Consider the following 19,742-nt stretch of genomic DNA (forward strand, 5'->3'; position numbering starts at 1 on the left):
TTTTGTAATGGACAGCACTGATCAGTATACTTCTGAAGGATCCGTAAATTATATTTGATCATGGAGGACCGGATGCGTCCAGTATAAAAAGTTTCAAAAGAATAAGGATAATGAATAGGCTAAGCTGGTTTTTAAGGGGGATTTGTTTCATTTTTTTGCTTGGATGCTCAAGTCCAGATGTAGAAGTGTTGTTTGAAGAGTTGGACTTGGAGGTACCTTTTGAAATGACTTCCATTAAGGTGCCTGACTTTAGTCTGACAAATCGGTATGTAATTACTGATTTTGGAGCTGAAAAAGGAGATAAAATGGCAAACAGCCAAGCGATTGCCACAGCTATATCAGCGGCAAATAGCAATGGTGGAGGTACAGTAGTGATACCAGAGGGAGAATGGTTGACCGGAAAGGTACATTTGAAAAGCAATGTCAATTTACATCTGGAAAAAGGGGCCACATTACTTTTTTCTGGCGATCCCAAAGATTATTTACCTGCTGTGCAGACGACTTGGGAGGGGATGGAATGTTTTAATTATTCTCCATTGATTTATGCTTTTGGCTGTGAAAATGTAGCCATTACAGGTGAAGGGACACTCAAAGCTGAAATGGAGACTTGGGAGAAGTGGTTTGCCCGGCCAAAGCCCCATATGGAAAGTCTTAAGCTACTTTATGAGCAAGCGGCTAAGGATGTTGCTGTAAAAGATAGGCAGTTTGTAAATGATACTGCTAATTTCCGACCCCAGTTTATTCAGTTCAATAGGTGCAAAAATGTCTTGTTGGAAGGAGTGAAAATCCGAAACAGTCCTTTTTGGGTGATCCATCCTTTTATGAGCAATAATGTGGTGATCCGAAAAGTGGATGTCTATGCCCATGGTCATAATAATGATGGTGTGGACCCTGAAATGAGCCAGAATATATTGATTGAAGACTGTGTATTTGACCAAGGAGATGATGCCATAGCTGTGAAGGCTGGAAGAAACCAAGATGCCTGGAGGCTGAATATGCCCACCAAAAATGTGGTCATCAGAAATTGCCTGGTCAAGAATGGCCATCAACTGTTGGCCATAGGAAGTGAACTTTCCGGAGGGATAGAAAATATTTATATGGAAAATTGTGAAGTCGAAGAAGGAGCAAAATTGAACCACCTGCTATTTATAAAAACCAATGAAAGAAGGGGTGGTTATGTTTCCAATATCATCATGAAAGATATTAAATCCGGAAAAATCGACCAGGGTATTTTGGGAATAGAAACTGATGTGCTATACCAATGGCGCGACTTGGTTCCTACTTATGAGCGCAGACTGACCTCCATTAGTGATGTTCAAATGACCAATATAAAAGCCAAAGACGTGCAGTTTGTTTCCCGCATATTGGCTGATGAAGAGCAGCCGGTGGAGAATGTTTTGCTCCAAAATATTCAAGTGGATTCAGTAAGGGAGGCAGAGATGGTACATGAAAATGTGCTGGGTTTTGAGTGGATCAAATGATGTATAAGTAGCTACTGCTCAATTAACCATAAAAGTTTTTTTGGAGGAAGAATGGCTTTTATTATTTTAAGCTCCAAGAAGGGGAAAAGGTGGGCCATACAGAAATAGCACACAGGATAAAAGCTTCCTAAATAAAACAGTTCTTGTATTTTCTTCCTATAAATCCCCACCATTATTATATCAGAAAATGAAAGAAAAAATTTTGATCGATAAAAAATGGTCCTAATTTTCTTCTTACAATTTCTACGGATATGATGCAGTGGTTACTTTTTGTCCAATATGTCTCCAACTTAAATAATAAGGTCCTATTGACCATTTTCATGTTGTTTTGTTGTGGGGTATCTCTTACGGCTCAGGAAATTCATTCTGGCCAAAGTACGCTTTCCATTGTTGATTTGGGAGCAGAACAATTTGGTCTGAAATTAAGCAGAAATGGACTGCTTACAGTTTATGAACAGCATTCACCTTTGGCCGTGGAAGTGGTTACTTCTGATACGCATAGTGTTTATTATTATGGGGCTTATACTTCAATGGAGAGCTTAGAGAATGGGATATACCGATGCAATGGTCATCTTGTAAGTCCTAATGGATCCATATTTGGGTTTGAAGATATTTATCAAAAATCCACTGGCAATGGAATATTTGAGGTCAATAGAACTGTGACAGTAAAACGGGTTGGCAAGGGAGATATTGGTTTTTCCACCCAAATGGCCTTTCAAAGGTCTGAGCTGTCTTCCATGAATGATTATGATTTTTTTGCCCCGGCTATATGGTACAAGGAGAATAGTTACGTCTCTGATAATGCTTTGGCAGCGGATTTAAATGAAAATGGATTTTGGTTTAGGGAAGACCGGATGCCAATGCCCGTGTTTATGCTTTATCAAAAAGATAATGGAGCGACTTTTTCTGTTTTTCATAAAAATGCAGATGGAGAGACCTTCCTTGGAGAAGATGGTTTGCCCCGTATAATTGATGGTAGAATGAAGTTTGCTGCCATGGGAATGGAAAATAGTCACCAACCATTGGTCGGGATGGTCTATCCTGGTACTGAAGGTGATCGTACGGGGATTTGGGGAATGTCCAGTGAAGAAAGAACCGCGCTAAGGGCTCATCCCGTAGAATTGGGGTATGAGCAGAAATATGAGATGGCATTTAGTCTTCACCATGAATTGGATTACCCCAAAGCACTCAAAAATACCTGGCAAAAATATTATGCTTTATCCGTTCCAAAATTATATGAGGTAGATTTATCAGAGGTATATAACGATCAAATAGGAGTTTTAAAGAGATATTGGAAGGAAATAAAAGGAACAGCAGGCTTACCTTTTCGCATCAAATTGAATGGGCAAATAGAATCCCACTTGGATTATAATTTCAATATGGGGTTTGTAGGGCAGCAGACCGGAAATGCATATTTACTTATCAGAGAAGGTTTGAATACTGAGGACGATGAGCTTCTTTCCAAAGGAGAACAAATGATCAAATTTTGGGTGGATAATGGGATTATGCCTAGTGGAATTCCAAGAACTTGGTATGATCCTTATCCACAAACCTGGCGTAATGATTACCCTACTCATATGAGGGTAGTGGGAGATGGCATGTCAGGAATATTGGCTGCCTGGAACCAAGAAAGGAAAAATGGTCGGGACAAACCTGAATGGTTGGCTGCCTGTAAAAAAGTAGCCGATTGGCTTTCTACTATCCAAAATAAAGACGGTTCTTTTTACCAACAATATAATTTTAACACCGGTGCTCTCGTAAACAGCAGTAAAAACAATACGTCCAATATTATTCCCTTTTTGGTGGATCTTTATTTTATAACGGGAATCCAAAAATATCGCCAGATGGTTTTGAGGGCAGGAGAGTTTGTTTTTGAAGATGTTTACAAAAATTATAAATATGCTGGTGGTGCTGCTGACAATCCTAATATTACTGATAAAGAATCTGCCTCGATGGCGCTGAGGGCTTTTTTGGCGATTTATGATATGGAAAAACAAAATAAATGGTTGGATGCAGCCCAGCAAACAGCTCATTTTTATCAAACTTGGGTTTTTTCTTGGGAAGTGCCTCTTCCTAAGAATGATCCAAAAATGGTATTTCCCAATGATAGGGAGGTGACAGGTCTAAGTCAGATTGCAACAGGAAATAATGGGGCAGATACTTATGCCGCCATTGATGCGTTTAATTTTTATAGGTTGTATTTATATTCAGGGGATCAACAATTGCTTCATTTTTCTAAACTACTGCTTCGAAATACAAAGCAATACATGAATTGGGACGATGGTGACCCGATAGAGGGGATGGCTCCTGGTTTTTTAGGAGAAGCCGTGAACGTCACCATACCTAGAGGTCATGGAGTGGGTTTCTTTTTACCTTGGCAAATCTACAATATGCTTGAGCCGATGATCCTGATTTCGGATGTTTTTCAGATAAAAGGGTATGATATAGAAACTGTTGAATCAATTTCTGAATTGATCAAGCGTGAAAGGCATCAAGCGTACAGTGATACTCATGGTTTAATAAAATTGTAGCAGCAGTATGCATATGGTTTGGTAAATGGGTAATTACCTATAAGAAAATTCTTTGGAAGTATTGTTTTCATTCGTAATGTGTTTCTTTCAAATCGTACTTTTATGTTATATTTGTTTTAGATCGTTCGCCCTAATGTCTGGTTATGCCTTTAGTGAAGGCTTGAAGGACCAAGTGTTTACAAATTTCATTTAACCTGTGAATTTGCGCGTCTTATTTATTTAAATAAATTTCTATTTGATTGATCACTAACCTGTTTGAATGTGAGGATCGAGGATAAACTATTATTAAGAGAAATTCAAAAGCGGAATAATGAAGTTTTTGAAGCGCTTTTTCACGATTATTATGCTGGATTGATAAAGTTTGCAGAGGGTTTTGTGTTTGATAATGAAGTTTGTGAGGATATTGTCCAAAATATTTTTATTTATATATGGGAAAATGCTGAGTTTTTGAATATTACTACTTCTTTTAAATCCTATCTGTACAAGGCTGTTAGAAATAGGTCGTTGAATCACCTAAGGAATCTTAAGATTGAAGATAAACATCACCTGCTGTATATTGAGGCCAGTTTAAATGATCCGGAGATGGATATGGAGGACCTTGAAATGATTCAAAAAATCGAAAGTGCGATAGATGCCCTTCCCCCTAAGATGGGAAAGATTTTTAGATTGAAGTATTTGGAGGAAAAGACGGTGAGGGAAATTGCCGCTAAAATGGATGTTTCAGAAAATACGATTAAAACACAATTGAACAGGGCCAAGGGGAAGCTCAGGGCCTCATTACATCAGTCCTTACACATAAATTTTTTGCTATAAAAAAAAATATTTTTTGTCACCCGTTTCGCTATCCCATGTGTCATAGGGGTAAATGTAAAAATAGGTGAGTAAAAATTCTGAAAATATTGATTTTTCAATTGTTTGGAAAAAAATCCATTCCGAGTTAACGGTCGAGGAAGAAGATCGCTTACAGGGCTGGTTGGCTGAAAGCAAAGATCATAAGGATTATTTTGACAAGGTGATAGCTTTTTATAAAAATGGTTCACAGTTTGAAAGCGAAACGGATCTTGCCAAGAAAGCTTGGCCAGGTTTTTCAAAAAAAATCAATGCTCAACTGCCCAGAAGAAAAAGTAGGCCTATGTTCTTCTGGGGGGCAGTGGCGGCATCTATAGTTTTATTTTTTGCCATTTTGACCATCCTAAAACCTGCACTTTTTCAAGAGGAAATCCCGATGCAGGTTGATTCATCCATTATTCCAGGATCAGAGAAAGCCATTCTTATGATGGATGATGGGAGCTCATATAATCTTTCGTCAGGTAAAGCTCTTAGTCTTGAAATAGACGGTGCGGAGATTTCCAGTCAAGGAACAACTCTCAAATACAATAGCAATAAAGAGGTGGTCAAAGAAGTGAAGTACAATACTTTGGTGATCCCTAGAGGCGGGCAGTTTAACTTGACTTTGGCAGATGGGTCCCGAGTATGGCTTAATGCAGGGTCTTCCTTGAAGTATCCGACTGCATTTGTGGGGAAAGATAGGGTGGTAGAGCTTACAGGGGAGGCCTTTTTTGAGGTTTCAAGGAACAAAGAAAAACCATTTAAGGTCCTTAGCCAAGGACAAGTCGTGCAAGTATTGGGGACTTCATTTAATATTTCCAGCTATCAGGAAGAAGGAGAAATCTACACTACTCTGGTAGAAGGAAAGGTCAATGTCTATTTGGAAGAAGTACCTGAAAACCCACTGCTATTGTCTCCAAACCAACAAAGTGTATTCATAAAAGGTCAAAATACCATTGAGCAAAGAATGGTGGATGTTGAAGAATATATTTCTTGGAAAGAAGGCTGGTTTTATTTCAAGGATAAGCCCCTGGAGGCAATCATGCAGGATATGGCTAGATGGTATGACGTCACCATAAAGTTTGATAATGAACAAGCCAAAAAGTTACCTTTTACTGGAAAGGTGAGGAGGTACGAAAGGCTGGAAGATGTGTTGAAATTATTGGAAAAAACCCGTGATATAAAGTTTAAAATAGAAAGGAGGACGATCACTATTAACTAAAAAAGGAGGATGCTACCAACATCCTCCTCAAAACAAATCGATTAAATCTCAATGTTTTATTTAAGCAACTTAAAATTATGAAAAAAATGCCCAGTAACCTACCCCTCGGTGTATGGGGTAAAATGTTAAAAATCATGAAACTCACCCTAATCCTCATCTTGGTGGGTGTGATGAAAGTTTCAGCGAGTGCATATTCCCAAAATGTGAAATTGGCGCTAGACTTACATCAAGCCACTGTAGAACAAGTGTTTGAGGAAATTAAAAGCCAGAGCGAGTTTAATTTCCTGTACCGATCGGACCTGATAAAGGAAATACCAAAAGTCAACATCAACCTGAAAAAGGTAAGCTTAGAAAAAGTGTTAGATCAGATTTTGATCCCTCATGAATTTATCTATGAAATTCATGATAAGACCGTTATCATCAGAAAAACAGAAAACCTAAAAAAGAATGAAACAAAAATACTAAAAGAATTAAAAGCAATTGAAATTACAGGAACCGTTACCGATGAAAATGGGCAGCCTATCCCTGGTGCAACGGTTCAAATTCAAGGGACCACTCGGGGTACAGTGACGGATATAGATGGGAAATACAATATTGATGTAGATGAAGGTTCGACTTTGATTTTTAGTTTTTTGGGCTACGAAAAATATGAAGTAGCGGTAGGAAACCAAACCAAGATTGATGTGTCAATGGTACCAGATGCGCAATCTCTGGATGAAGTGGTGGTCGTCGGATATGGCACCCAGAAAAAAGTCAATGTGATTGGGTCTGTTTCACAAATTTCTTCTGAAAGCATTGAAAACCGGCCAGTGCCAAACGCAACCCAAGCTCTCACCGGACAAATGCCTGGGGTTACAGTGATTCAACGTTCAGGCCGTCCTGGGCAAAGCAGCGGATCCATCCGTGTAAGGGGTGTAGGGTCTTTTGGGGCTACTCCCAATGCCTTGGTAATCATTGATGGTATCCCGGGTACCTTGGATGACATAAATCCTAATGATATCAAGTCCGTATCGGTGCTAAAAGATGCTTCCTCTGCGGCAATATATGGTGCACGGGCAGCAAATGGAGTTATTTTGGTTACTACTAAAAGCGGTAGCGAAAGCAAGCTAACAGTCAGTTATAATGGCTATGTGGGATTCAATGAAGCAACAGAATTACCTGATTTGGCCAACTCTTGGGAATTTGCAGAGCTCTATAATATTGCTTCTGGAAGCAACAGTTATACAGAAGAAGATATTGAGAAATATAGGAACCAGTCTGATCCGGATAATTATCCAAACACCCGTTTTTTGGATGAGCTTTTTTCCAGAAAAGGAGTACAGACCGGTCACACAATCAACCTAAACGGTGGTGGGGATGTTCATAAATACTTTCTTTCTGCAGGATACCTTGGTCAGCAAGGGATCATTGAACGAAACAATTATAAACGATATAATATTCGTTTGAACTTGGAAAGTGATCTGGGCAAGAACCTCACCATGACGACGAGGTTGTTTGGTGCCATTGAAGAGCGGAATGAACCTCAGGCGACTGCCAACAAAGGAGGGGAACTTTCCGATCAGTTGATCCAAAATGCTTTGCGTTACCCGGCTGTTTATTTGGGGCAAGCCTCCAATGGGGATTTTGGCATTGGTCCTGAAAGTGGCGGTACACCAATTTCTTGGTTGCAGTCTGCCTCTTATCTGAAAAATCCAGAGTCCAGGATGGGAGCAAATGTCAGATTGGCCTGGACACCGGTTAAAGGGCTGGTGTTAACAGGAATAGGGGGGTATAATTTCACGCTATTAGAGCAACGCTCCTACTTGGCCTCACAGCGGCTCAACGATGACGTGTACCTTGCACAGTCCTATTTGAACCAATACAGCAATAAGCAAGTATATAAAACTACCCAATTATTAGCCGAGTACACCAAGGAGATTAATAATAATACCTTGGATTTTTTGGTAGGCTACTCTTTTGAAAACCAAATTCTTAATTACTTTAATGGTTACCGACAGGATTTTCCGAGCAATGACTATACAGTGCTAGGAATGGGAGGTGCGGATAATCAGCTTTCTGGCGGATATGATGACGAATGGGCGATCCAGTCCTTATTTTCCAGGTTAAAATATAACCACGATGAAAAGTACCTATTTGAGGCTACTGTCCGATATGACGGTTCATCCAGGTTTCCTGAAAGTAACAAGTATGCACTCTTTCCTTCAATGGCATTGGGATGGAGAATATCAGAAGAGGACTTTTTCCAGAATGTAAATTGGGTGTCTGATCTTAAAGTTAAGGCCTCATGGGGTATGTTAGGGAATCAGAATATTGGGAATTACCCTTATCAGAGAGTGCTGCAGTCAGGACGGAATTACCCAATCGGTGGTGGCATTGCAACTGGTGCGGCTTATTCTACTTACAAAGATGCTGGCATCAAATGGGAATCCACCACGACCACAGATGTGGGGTTTGAAGCAGGCTTTTTTGAGGGCAAGCTCACTTTTAATGCCACTTATTTTAACAGGGCTACCACGGATATTCTGTTCCAGCCTTCTGCTAGTGTTTCCTCCGTATTGGGCGTTAGCATGAGTGAAACCAATACTGGTGAAGCCAAAAACTCAGGCTTTGAATTTGATTTGGGATACCGAAATAGAAGTGGGGATTTTGAATATTCCTTTGCGGGAAATTTTTCCTTGATCAATAACGAAGTGGTCACCCTTGGCTTGGGTAACGTTGAGCAGCCAAATGGCTTTGTGGGTAATGGTTCCAACTTGTTTATTGGCTATCCCATGGAAATGTACTATGGTTATCAATCAGACGGTGTGTTTCTTAGCCAAGAGGACATAGGTGATTGGCCCACTCAGACTGCTGTCAACCCTAACCCTCAGGCAGGAGATATTAGGTATAAGGACATCAGCGGACCTGACGGAGTACCGGATGGTAAGGTAGATCCCACCTATGATCGTACCTATCTGGGAAGTCGTATCCCAAAATATAATTTTGGTTTCAATTTCGGTCTAAATTACAAAAGCTTTGACTTTTCTGTCTTGATGCAAGGAGCGGCTGGTGTCAGTGGCCTCTTGAACAACTATGCGGGATGGGCATTTTTCAACTTGGGCAATATCCAGAGATGGCAGATGGAAGGAAGATTTGATCCCGATAATCCTGAGCGTTATCCTGATTATCCTCGTTTGGAAGTGATTACCAATAGTGGTACGCCAAACACAGTACTTTCTGATTTTTGGGTGATGAATGCCGCTTACCTTAGGGTGAAAAACCTTCAGCTTGGGTATACCCTTCCGCAGGCAGCTGCGGAAAGAATAGGACTCCAAAAGGCGAGGCTTTACTTGAGTGGAGAGAACCTGCTTTCCTTCAACTCCTACAGACAAGGATGGGATCCTGAAATCAATACTGCCGGAGCATATTATCCCATCTTGGCAACATATACTTTAGGTGTAAATATTAAATTCTAAGACCATGGCATTTCCTAAAATAACGCATAAAAAATCAAAAAGTATTTTCAAGTTACAGGTGGTTTTAAGCCTTGTTCTACTCTTGTTGTTTTCTTGTGAGGATAAGCTTTCCCAGTATCCATCAAATGCATTTGCCCAAGAAAATTTTTGGAGAACCGAATCGGATGCATTGATAGCATTGACTGGAATGTACCGAGGGGGCATTGAGTTTGGTACCCAGGTCGTGCCCAGTGATTGGTGGACTTATTGTGGAATGGTGTTTTTGGAATTGGCGACGGACAATGGTTATGATCGCCGTGGAGATAATTCTACCATTAACAGGCTGACCAATGGAACTCTGCTTCCCAATAACAATGTGATCAATGGTTATTGGCAAGGGTCGTATAAAAGAATAGCGATCTGCAATGATTTTCTGGAAAATATAGAGTCTGTAAACATGTCAACGGAAAAAATCCAAAGAATGGCTGCAGAGGCGAAGTTTTTACGAGCTACACAGTATTTCTACATGTCGCAGTTTTGGGGGGCTGTACCTTTGGTGACAGAAACTTTGACTCCCGAGGAGGCCAATAATGTGGTGAAAGCAGAGAAATCGGTTATTGTGCAGTTTGTTATTGATGAGCTTGCTGCTGCTGTTCAGGATCTGCCGGCTTATGGGGAGCTTCAGGCATCAGAAATGGGAAGAGCCAGTAAGCAGGCGGCATTGGCATTTCTGGGTAGGATATACCTTAGCGAAAAGAGGTTTACAGAAGCTTCTGCCGCTTACAAGCAAATCATTGATTTAGGGGATAATGAAATCGATCCTGATTATCAATCTTTGTTTAATCCCAATGGGGAAAATAGCTCGGAGAATATCTTTAGTTCGCAATTTGCTCCCGGGCAGGCACCGAATGCGTTGCCACAACATGCCTATCCTGCCATTTCCGGTGGCTGGCATTTTGTCAACCCTCTGGGCAGCCTGACTGATGCTTATGGTTTTGATGATGGCAGTCCTCTTTCTTATGACGACCCTCGGTTCAACTATGATGATATGGGTGAGAACAGAGATCCTCGGTTCAGGTATAATTTCCTTTGGAATAACAGTACCTTTGGATCAAATATCTATAACTGTCACCCGGATGCCACCAGCTCAGTTGACCAGCTGACTTACTCAAAGCAAGCAACCAGAAGTGGTTACGGCCTTAGGAAGTTTTTTGATGAGTCCTTTACAGGTAATTTACGCAATGATTATGGGGGAAATATTCCAATTATACGTTATGCGGAAGTACTGCTGAGCTACCTTGAAGCTGAGTTGGAAGCAGGCAATCCGATTACCCAGGAATTGCTGGACCAAACGATCAACGCAGTTCGTGGACGCGCATCAGTAGGACTTCCTGCCATTCAGGAGACCAATGCAGCAGCTTTGCGTCCAATACTGAGAAATGAAAGAAGAATAGAGTTGGCCTTCGAAGGAATCCGTTTATGGGATATTTTTAGATGGGAAATCGGTGAAGAAGTGTTGGTGGGTGATTTCTGGGGAGCTCCTTTCCCTGACTCTGAAAAATATGCTACTACATCCAAGAAGCTTGATCCGGATTTTAGGTGGTTTGTGACTTCAAAAAACTTCCGACCAGGGGTGGATGATCAATGGCCTATTCCAGAATCAGAGGTGAATATCAATCCTAACCTTGGACAGTAAGCAGATTTTGGTCATTAATTAATTTTTGAATTATGAAAAGAAGATACGCTGTTAAAGCCATTGCCTTAAGTTCTGTTGTTCCACATGTTCTGCTAGGAGGAGCTCCATTGAAAAAGGGGAAGGTGATTCCAGTAGCGCTAGTCAATAATAAAAGCTATGAAAGCTCTTGGCATCTGTGGCCAGATATGAAGTGGGTTGGCCCGGATTTTTGGGGAAACAGGTTACAAGATTGGGAAATCAGGAAGGGCAAAGCCACCTGTGTGGTCCAAGGTAATAACAGGACCCTATATACATTGTCTCATGAACTAGGTGATCAAGAGGGAGGTTTTGAGCTCAATGTTACCATGGATTGGTTGGCCGAAAAGGTAAGTTCAAGTTCAGATGTCTATGCAGGTTTTCGCCTAGGGGCAAAAGGGAAATTTGATGACTACCGATCAGCCGCGGTGTTTGGAAAAGGACTTGATGTTGGTGTCAGGGGAAATGGGGAGTTGTTTATTGGAGATAGTGAGGGGGCTGAAAGTATATCTTTGAACCAAACATTGAGGTTGAGGTTAGTGGCTGAGCCAAAAGCAGGCCTTTATCATTTGAAATTGACAGCCCTTTCTGAAAGTGGAGATACCTTAGCAGCGCATCAGGTTGAAGGGATGGCTTCGGCCACTGTTTCAGGAGCTTTGGCCTTGGTGTCTCATTTTCCAGGTGACTCCAAACAAGGAAGTGATCAGCCTTCCGTGGCGTTTTCCAATTGGGAATTAAAGGGAGCAAAAGTGTTGCAGTTTGAAGATCGGGAATTTGGGCCGATTTGTTTTGCGCAGTACACCCTGCATGATAAGACGCTTAAATTGAATGCCCAGCTGGCCCCGATTGAAGCCATATCGGGTAAGAAGATATCCTTGAAAGTAAAAACCAATGGAAAATGGGAGACGCTTCAGGAAAGTACAGTGGATCCCATGGGAAGGGTGGCACAGTTTAGAATAGAAAATTGGGAACAAGCCGATGCTGTTTCTTATCAGGTTCATCTGGAGCTGTCTCTTTTGGAGCAGGTAAAGGCCTATACCTATGAGGGAACCATCGCCAAGGAACCTACAGATATATCCCAAGTGAAAATGGCTGTGTTCAGCTGTAATGCAGATTATGGCTTTCCAGATGGGGAAGTCAGTGAACATGTGGCCAAACACCAGCCAGACTTAGCGGTGTTTTTAGGGGATCAGTTTTATGAAGGTACGGGAGGTTTTGGAATACAAACCTCTCCCATAGAAAAAGCATCCTTGGACTATCTCCGTAAATGGTACATGTTTGGTTGGTCCTACCGCGAAATATTCCGTCATATTCCCAGTGCATTTATTCCAGATGACCATGATGTTTATCATGGAAATGTATGGGGAGAAGGCGGGAAACATGCTCCCTCAGATGAAGGGTGGGGCTATGTGGCTCAAGATCAAGGGGGCTATAAAATGCCTCCGGAGTGGGTGAATATGGTTCAGAAGACGCAAACAGGTCATTTGCCAGATCCCTACGATCCAAGCCCTGTCAAGCAGGGGATTGGTGCTTATTATACAGATTGGATATACGGTGGTGTCAGCTTTGCTATTTTGGAAGACAGAAAGTTCAAGACTGCCCCAAAAAATGTTCTCCCTGAAGAAGCAAAAGTTACCAATGGCTTTATCCAAAACCGGGATTTCGATATCAAAAAATACTATGATATCGAAGCCCAGCTGCTGGGAGAAAGACAATTGGAATTTCTTGAAAACTGGACGGTAAATTGGCCCAATTCAGTACAGATGAAAGCAGTTTTGTCCCAGACCAACTTCTGTACAGTTGCTACTTTGCCTGAAGGAAGTATTATTGATAGTATTGTCCCAAAATTGCCTATTCCAGCGCCTGGGGAGTATGTCTCAGGAGATGCGCCGACATCGGATATGGATTCCAATGGCTGGCCTCAAAAAGGTAGGGATGAAGCCTTGAAAATTATCAGGAAGTCCTTTGCTTTACACATCGCTGGTGACCAGCATTTGGCCAGTGTGGTGCATTATGGGGTGGACGATTTCGGAGATTCCGGTTATGCTTTTGCAGGACCGGCCCTCAATAATCTTTTTCCTAGGAGATGGTGGCCCCAATTGAGTGATGATCATCAATCTTTGCCTGGAAAATCAGACAATACGGGAAATTTTCATGATGGCTTTGGAAATAAGATGACCATACATGCCGTAGCCAATCCTTCCCAAACAGGAAGGAAACCTGCCCTGATTTATGATAGGGCAACGGGATATGGCATAGTGACCTTTGACAAATCCGCCAGAACTATGAAGATGGAATGCTGGCCAAGATATGTAGATCCAGAAAAGAATCCTGATGGACAATATGAAGGATGGCCTGTTATGGTTTCTCAAGATGATAATTACTCCAGAAAGGCTGTTGGCTACCTTCCATTACTGAAAATAGAAGGTAAGCCGGATCCGGTGTTGAAACTGGTTAATGAAGCCACTGGGCAGACGGAATATTGCTTGAGAATCAAGGGAAATAGTTTTAGACCTAAGGTATTCGAAAAAGGAAAATATACCGCTATTATTCAGGAAGAGGAGTCAGGACAGTCTCAAGTGCTGGCGGGCTTAGTACTTAGCAATGAAGAGGGAGCCTTTCGGACTGTTTCTTTTAAAGTATAGGCAGCTTTCAGCTTATGGAAATAGAAAGAAAACAGCAGGTCATTGGCCTGCTGTTTTCATTTAACCCGTGAGTAGTTTTTAATTCTTAAGCGGTTTGCTCAGGTCAGGTTGGAGTTTTTTGCTGTAGGTATATTGATGAATTCTTTTAAAGAGATGACCTTGTAATTGTGTTTGGACAGGTATTCCAAATAGCTTTTGAACTGGGCTGGAGGTGGATTAATCCATAGATGCTCCAGGTCTGGAATATCATGAAAAGTCAAAACAACTATTTTTCCATTTTTAGACTTATTGAAGGCAGCCATGGTTTCCTTTTTATCCCCAGCTTGGGGAGTCCAACTTGGAATTAATTACTTCATTAATTTATACATCTCAGAAGCAGCCAAGAGAAAGCATCCCAAGCCATAATCTTCAAAGTCAGGTTTGCTGGTGTATGTTACCGGTTGACCATCTTTGGGCTCTTTTCCTGTTCCTTGAAGAAATCCCAAGTAGCCATTGTCATGAATAGCCTCATTGGAAATGGCTTTCCAAGCTTTGGTGATGGCGGGCATATATACTTCTTTTTCCAGAAGTCCATTGTTTACACCCCAGGCCATGCCATAAAGGAATAGCGCAGTGCCGGAAGTTTCCTTTCCTTCAAAATGGGTAGGGTCATGTAAACTGACATTCCAAAAACCATCTGTTCTTTGCACCGTCAAAACAGATTTTAACATGCGTTGAAGCATTTGTACATATTCAAATCTGTGAGGATCATCTTTGGGCAAAAATTCCAAAGTACGTACCATGGCTGCTACCACCCAGCCATTGCCCCGGGACCAGTAGCAATCATTCCCATTAGGTTCTTGGTAGGGAGGAAGAAAGTCTTTGTCTCTCCACCATAAATTATCAATAGGATTAAAAAGTCCCTGAGTGACCTTGGTGTCCATATACATCTCATACATGCGTTCTGAATATTTCTTGTCACCAGTCAGACTGGTCAATTGGGCAAAAACCGGCATGGCCATTTGCAGGGCATCGATCCAGTCCCAATCATTGATCTTATAGCTGGCTAACATTTCATCTATCGATGCCTGAATGTCTCGAATCCTTTCAGGTTGTGGATCCATTTCATACAGCATAATATAGGTTTGCCCAGCACAATGGTTGTCGGCATGGCGGGTCTGGGCGCCATTTCTTAGACCCCAATTGTGAGATTCCCCCCATTTAACGGCATAGTCATAATAGGCCTTGTCATTTTTCAAGGAATAAAGCGCCATCAACCCTTCATAGTAAACCGCACGGGTCCATAGGTTACTGGACCGTTCTCTATTGGTGATGACATTGACACCTGGATCGGGCCATTTGTCCATCAAATACTGATTGGTCAAGACCATTTGGTCCATGATCTCTTTTTGGCTGGGTAGCTCTTGGGCTTTTAAAATTCCTATACAGGAGATCAGTACTAGGCTGAATAAAATGGATTTTCTAATGCACATGATCATTTATTTATCTTGATTGATTCTGGGTTTTAATATGATACATCGATGATGTAATCGACCATTTTTATAAAATTAAGTATTTGGGATAGATTGCTTGTTCTGTAATGTCCTGTTTTCTGAAAGGAGAGGTTGGAAGTGGTGAAAAAAATGCTGTAAAGGAAGGTTTTGGTAGTCCTTTTAGGAGAAAATAAAAAATAATTATTTCAATAAAATATATTAAAAACAAAATAATGTATGTAAATAGTTTTAAATAAGGTTTGAAAATTAAGTTCAAACAGACTTGTCTGAAAAATGAGAATGACATATATTAAGGGAATATTAACAATCACCCAAATGCCATGAATTACTTGAAATTGAAAAAAGGGACCAGTTTGAGCTGGAAAACAAAGTTGCTAGTCTATTTGGCTACACTTTTAATTTGTGTGTTAGCTGCCAATTTCAGAACGGAAATTCAGCAAATCACAGGAAATTCCTACAGTGATAATGTGGAAATTTCAAGCATTGAGGAATAGAAAATAAAATTCTATAATGACCATTACGGCAAGATCTCAGGTCTTGCCGTTTTTTTTGCCTTGATTCTCTATTGGTTTTTTTCATCCTTGTCCATGTCTACGGTTTTAGGAACCATAACACCTCAGAAGAGTTACTAAAACATTTATTAATATTTTGTGGGAGAAAGTCCTAAGGATAGGATCATGGTATCCTGAATTTGTCCTCCTGTGCGTATCTAGTCACTTTTGTTGATGAATATCATAGGAGTTCGCTCCGAAGGAAAGTTTTTTGTGCGTGTCATTCCATGCACAATCATTAATGTATAAGCTCAAGAATTTGGCATAGCTAATGAAAAATTCGCGTTTAATTCTGCTATTAAGTATGGTTGGGATGTTTTGTGCTTCCTGTACCTGTTCAGTCAATTCCAGTAAGACCAGCATTACAAAAATACGATCTGAAAGTTTACGTTTTGAAGACGGTTTTTCCGCCACACTGGACCAGGATGTTTGGAAAGTAGAGATGGACAGTATGGAACATGCTTATGTGGGCACAAAAGAGGGAAAGCTGGTATTGGACAGTAAGGGAGGCCTCACGGTCTGGTTAAATAAGCAACTCAAGGGCAATATAGAAATAAGCTATAAAAGAAAGGTGGTAGTGGCAGATGGTCCCAATGATCGCTTATCAGACCTGAACCAATTTTGGATGGCGACAGATCCCCGAAATAAAAATTTGTTCACCCGTGGTGGAAAGTTCATGGAATACGATTCTCTCAGTATGTATTATGTGGGATTTGGAGGGAATGAAAATTCCACTACACGTTTTAGAAAATACCTGGGAGATGGAGAAAGAAAGTTGATTTTTGAATTAAACGATGATCTTCATCTACTAAAGCCCAACCACTGGTATGATATCAAAATTATTGTTGAAAATGGCCTGATAAGCTTTTGGGTGGATGGTGAGCTTTACTTTGAATACAAGGATGAAAGTCCGCTCCAAGAGGGGTATTTTGGCTTTAGACAGGTATGGTCCCACCAAGAAATTGATGACTTTAAGATAAGGGAAATCACAGACAATACCTTGCAAAATTGATCCCTAAAAATACTTAATCTAAAATAACCTATTTGATTTATGAATAAGCACTCTTCTTCCCGTAGAACCTTTGTAAAGCACTCGGCTTTATTATCCTCTTCCATTTATCTGGCACCGGGACTGTCCGAAGCCATGATCCCAAATCGGGATGGGATGGGCAAAGCGAAGGCTGTAGAAATAAGCGCTTTGGAAAGCGTCAAAAACAAGACTGAAAGTGGGGTGACCTTTGGGATACCTTGGCCAAAGGGGCAGGTAAAAAAGGAGGAATTTGTTTTAATGACCGAGGGAGGTTCCGAGCAAGCTGTTCAAACTTGGCCTTTGGCCTATTGGCCTGATGGGAGCTTGAAGTGGACTGGTCATGCCATCGCCGACTATGGTCTATTGGAGGGGCCTTTAAAATTAGCTCCGGGCAAAAAAGTCCCATTCAAAAAAACGATGAAGACGGTCGAGGAGGAAGACAAAATAATCGTTGATACTGGGCTTATCCGATGTCAGATTAACAAGAAAGGGACATATCTCTTGAAAGAGGTGAGCAGAAATGGCCGGCAAAGTTTGAAAAATGGCCGATTGGTCTTATTGCATCAGAATGGGGTCTTGGGAGAAAAGGAAAATATTAAGACCAGCTTATTTGAGGGATCAATAGATCAAGTAGATTTAGAACAAGCAGGTCCACTCAGGACAGTGGTAAAAGTGCAGGGAAAGCACGCAGCTGATGGTCATCCCAACTGGCTACTCTTTACCATTAGGTTTTACTTTTACGCTGGTGGTGCGTCCATTAAGACCATGCATACGATAGTGTATGATGGTGAAGAAGCAAAAGATTTTATTAAAGGCCTGGGGCTTCGTTTTGATGTGCCTATGGAGGATAAGTTACATGATCGTCATATAAGGTTTGCAGGAAAGGAAGAAGGGATTTTTGCTGAAGCGGTGAGGGGACTGACAGGATTACGAAGGGATCCTGGTCCTAAGGTGAAGGAAGCCCAATTGGCAGGTGAAAAGACACCCCCTACTAGTGAGTTCCCTGAAAATGTGTCCTCTCGATTACATTATATTCCGGCTTTTGGCGATTATACTTTGTCCCAAACGAGTCCTGATGCTTTTGCCATTCGAAAGCGGACAGCTGCCGGGCATTCCTGGTTAAAAGCTGGCTTTGGAGATCGTGCTCGGGGTACTGCCTATGTGGGTGGTCCTGCGGGAGGAGTGGCCTTTGGTATCCGCAATTTTTGGCAAAGCTATCCAGCACAATTGGATATCAGAAATGCTCATACAGAAAGTGCGGAAGTAAGCATGTGGCTATGGGCCCCGGATGCCCCGGCGATGGATCTGCGGTTTTACCATGATGGCATGGGACAGGATACTTATGAAAAGCAGTTGGATGCTTTAAATATTACCTATGAGGATTATGAGCCTGGTTTTGGAACGGCCAAGGGAGTAGCCAGGACCAGTGAGATGTGTATTACGGTTTTGGCAGAAACGCCGGACCACCAATTATTTAATGCCCTTTCCAATGGAGTCGAACAGCCCACTCAGGTGATGGCTGCTCCTGAATACCTGCATCAAGTAGGTGTATTTGGGAAGATTTGGGATTTGCCTGACAAGACTACGGCCAGGAAGGCACAAATTGAAGATTATTTGCAAGATCATTTTGATTTTTATCAGCAGCAGGTGGAAGACAGACGATGGTATGGCTTCTGGGATTATGGGGATGTCATGCATAGCTATGATTTTGACCGGCATACTTGGCGCTATGATGTAGGAGGCTTTGCCTGGGATAACTCCGAATTGTCTACTGATCTCTGGCTCTGGTATTATTTTTTGAGGACAGGTAAAGCAGAGGTTTTTAGAATGGCTGAGGCTATGACCAGACATACAGGAGAAGTGGATGTGCATCATCTTGGCCGCTTTGCCCCCTTAGGAAGCAGACATAATGTGCAGCATTGGGGCTGTAGTGCCAAGCAACTAAGGATTTCCACAGCAGCTAACAGGCGTTTTTATTACTATTTGACAGCTGATGAAAGAGTGGGAGATTTGATGGAAGAGCAAGTCAATGCAGCAGCTACCCTGAAGGCTATCCCTCCTACCAGAAAGGTGAGTAATAAATCCGTTTGGGAGACAGAAGATGATCCGCATAGTGTTTATTTGGGATTTGGTACAGATTACGGTGCTATTTCAGCAGCTTGGTTGACTGAGTGGGAGAGAACAGGAGATCCAAAGATCAAAGAAAAGCTAGTAAATAGTATGAAGACCATTGCCGCGCAACCTAAGGGTTTTTTCACTGGTGGTAGCCGGATGGATTTGAGAACAGGGAAATTTGAAATTCAGGAGCACCAAAGAGCTGGGGCTTCCCATTTGAGTGCTGTTTTTGGGTTGATGGAAATATGTGCAGAATTGATAGAGAATTTTGACATGCCGGAATTCGAAGCAGCTTGGGTGCAGTACTGTACATTATATAATGCCAGTTCGGAAGAACAGGAAAAGGCCTTGGGCAATGCCCTGGGCAAGTTGAATTTGGGGCAGGGGCATAGTCGTTTGACGGCTTATGCTGCCAAACGGACTAATGACCATGCATTGGCGCAGCGTGCTTGGAAGGAATTTTTCGGAGGTGCTGCGGGATATAAGTTTGAAAAGCCCAATGTATACCAAGTGGAGGGGCCAGAGGTGTTGAGGCCTATGGAAGAAGGAAGACTGTCCACCAATGCCACTGCCCAATGGGGATTGGCTGCCATTGAGTGTTTGGGCTTAGTTGGGGAAGAGTTAAAAGAATAGTCAATCATCATGTGCATTAAGTCTGGAGACAAGAGTTCAATTCTCATGACTCCTTATTCATTACTAAA

The 19,742-nt window shown here is 41.6% G+C and carries 12 protein-coding genes; 10 read left to right on the top strand and 2 right to left on the bottom strand.

The features are described from left to right. Positions 1-110: 110 nt before the first annotated feature. The 7 genes from KZP23_RS08385 to KZP23_RS08415 all read left to right on the top strand — a co-directional run bounded on the left by KZP23_RS08385 (position 111) and on the right by KZP23_RS08415 (position 13,852). Positions 111-1,481: a glycoside hydrolase family 28 protein gene (locus KZP23_RS08385; protein ID WP_226335759.1), complete on the top strand. Its 1,371-nt coding sequence runs from the start codon at positions 111-113 to the stop codon at positions 1,479-1,481. A gap of 251 nt (positions 1,482-1,732) precedes the next feature. Then, entirely contained in the window at positions 1,733-4,012 is a 2,280-nt protein-coding gene (locus KZP23_RS08390; RefSeq protein ID WP_226335761.1) for a glycoside hydrolase family protein, read from the top strand. 261 nt (positions 4,013-4,273) lie between these two features. Next, entirely contained in the window at positions 4,274-4,825 is a 552-nt protein-coding gene (locus tag KZP23_RS08395) for an RNA polymerase sigma-70 factor (RefSeq protein ID WP_226335763.1), read from the top strand. A gap of 64 nt (positions 4,826-4,889) precedes the next feature. After that, entirely contained in the window at positions 4,890-6,062 is a 1,173-nt protein-coding gene (locus tag KZP23_RS08400; RefSeq protein WP_226335765.1) for a FecR family protein, read from the top strand. Positions 6,063-6,196: 134 nt separating this feature from the next. Further along, positions 6,197-9,517, top strand: a complete 3,321-nt coding sequence (locus KZP23_RS08405) for a TonB-dependent receptor (RefSeq protein ID WP_226335767.1) — start codon at positions 6,197-6,199, stop codon at positions 9,515-9,517. Between the two features lie 4 nt (positions 9,518-9,521). After that, the gene (locus KZP23_RS08410; protein WP_226335769.1) at positions 9,522-11,192 is read left to right on the top strand and encodes a RagB/SusD family nutrient uptake outer membrane protein; all 1,671 of its coding nucleotides are present in this window, start codon (positions 9,522-9,524) and stop codon (positions 11,190-11,192) included. A gap of 32 nt (positions 11,193-11,224) precedes the next feature. Then, the gene (locus tag KZP23_RS08415) at positions 11,225-13,852 is read left to right on the top strand and encodes an alkaline phosphatase D family protein (protein WP_226335771.1); all 2,628 of its coding nucleotides are present in this window, start codon (positions 11,225-11,227) and stop codon (positions 13,850-13,852) included. A gap of 98 nt (positions 13,853-13,950) precedes the next feature. Here the strand turns inward: KZP23_RS08415 and KZP23_RS08420 are convergent, their stop codons facing one another. Together KZP23_RS08420 and KZP23_RS08425 are read right to left on the bottom strand one after the other, a co-directional pair. Next, on the bottom strand, positions 13,951-14,154 hold the full coding sequence (locus KZP23_RS08420) for a hypothetical protein (RefSeq protein ID WP_226335773.1): 204 nt from the start codon (positions 14,152-14,154) through the stop codon (positions 13,951-13,953). A gap of 45 nt (positions 14,155-14,199) precedes the next feature. Beyond that, the gene (locus KZP23_RS08425; protein ID WP_226335775.1) at positions 14,200-15,324 is read right to left on the bottom strand and encodes a glycoside hydrolase family 88/105 protein; all 1,125 of its coding nucleotides are present in this window, start codon (positions 15,322-15,324) and stop codon (positions 14,200-14,202) included. Between the two features lie 341 nt (positions 15,325-15,665). Here KZP23_RS08425 and KZP23_RS08430 point away from each other — a divergent pair, with 341 nt between their 5' ends. The 3 genes from KZP23_RS08430 to KZP23_RS08440 all read left to right on the top strand — a co-directional run bounded on the left by KZP23_RS08430 (position 15,666) and on the right by KZP23_RS08440 (position 19,674). Beyond that, on the top strand, positions 15,666-15,839 hold the full coding sequence (locus KZP23_RS08430; protein WP_226335777.1) for a hypothetical protein: 174 nt from the start codon (positions 15,666-15,668) through the stop codon (positions 15,837-15,839). A 361-nt stretch (positions 15,840-16,200) separates the two neighbouring features. Beyond that, a complete protein-coding gene (locus tag KZP23_RS08435; RefSeq protein ID WP_226335778.1) occupies positions 16,201-16,908 on the top strand; it encodes a DUF6250 domain-containing protein in 708 nt (235 codons plus the stop codon). 39 nt (positions 16,909-16,947) lie between these two features. Continuing rightward, positions 16,948-19,674: an exo-rhamnogalacturonan lyase family protein gene (locus KZP23_RS08440; protein ID WP_226335779.1), complete on the top strand. Its 2,727-nt coding sequence runs from the start codon at positions 16,948-16,950 to the stop codon at positions 19,672-19,674. Positions 19,675-19,742: the final 68 nt, after the last annotated feature.

The sequence above is a fragment of the Echinicola marina genome, assembly GCF_020463795.1.
Lineage (GTDB): Bacteria > Bacteroidota > Bacteroidia > Cytophagales > Cyclobacteriaceae > Echinicola > Echinicola marina.

Bases quoted from the DNA above. Each gene is read 5' to 3' on its own strand.
- KZP23_RS08385 (WP_226335759.1), top strand. From the start codon at position 111: ATGAATAGGCTAAGCTGGTTTTTAAGGGGGATTTGTTTCATTTTTTTG.
- KZP23_RS08390 (WP_226335761.1), top strand. From the start codon at position 1,733: ATGATGCAGTGGTTACTTTTTGTCCAATATGTCTCCAACTTAAATAAT.
- KZP23_RS08405 (WP_226335767.1), top strand. From the start codon at position 6,197: ATGAAACTCACCCTAATCCTCATCTTGGTGGGTGTGATGAAAGTTTCA.
- KZP23_RS08410 (WP_226335769.1), top strand. From the start codon at position 9,522: ATGGCATTTCCTAAAATAACGCATAAAAAATCAAAAAGTATTTTCAAG.
- KZP23_RS08415 (WP_226335771.1), top strand. From the start codon at position 11,225: ATGAAAAGAAGATACGCTGTTAAAGCCATTGCCTTAAGTTCTGTTGTT.
- KZP23_RS08420 (WP_226335773.1), bottom strand. From the start codon at position 14,154: ATGGCTGCCTTCAATAAGTCTAAAAATGGAAAAATAGTTGTTTTGACT.
- KZP23_RS08425 (WP_226335775.1), bottom strand. From the start codon at position 15,324: ATGTGCATTAGAAAATCCATTTTATTCAGCCTAGTACTGATCTCCTGT.
- KZP23_RS08430 (WP_226335777.1), top strand. From the start codon at position 15,666: ATGAATTACTTGAAATTGAAAAAAGGGACCAGTTTGAGCTGGAAAACA.
- KZP23_RS08435 (WP_226335778.1), top strand. From the start codon at position 16,201: ATGGTTGGGATGTTTTGTGCTTCCTGTACCTGTTCAGTCAATTCCAGT.
- KZP23_RS08440 (WP_226335779.1), top strand. From the start codon at position 16,948: ATGAATAAGCACTCTTCTTCCCGTAGAACCTTTGTAAAGCACTCGGCT.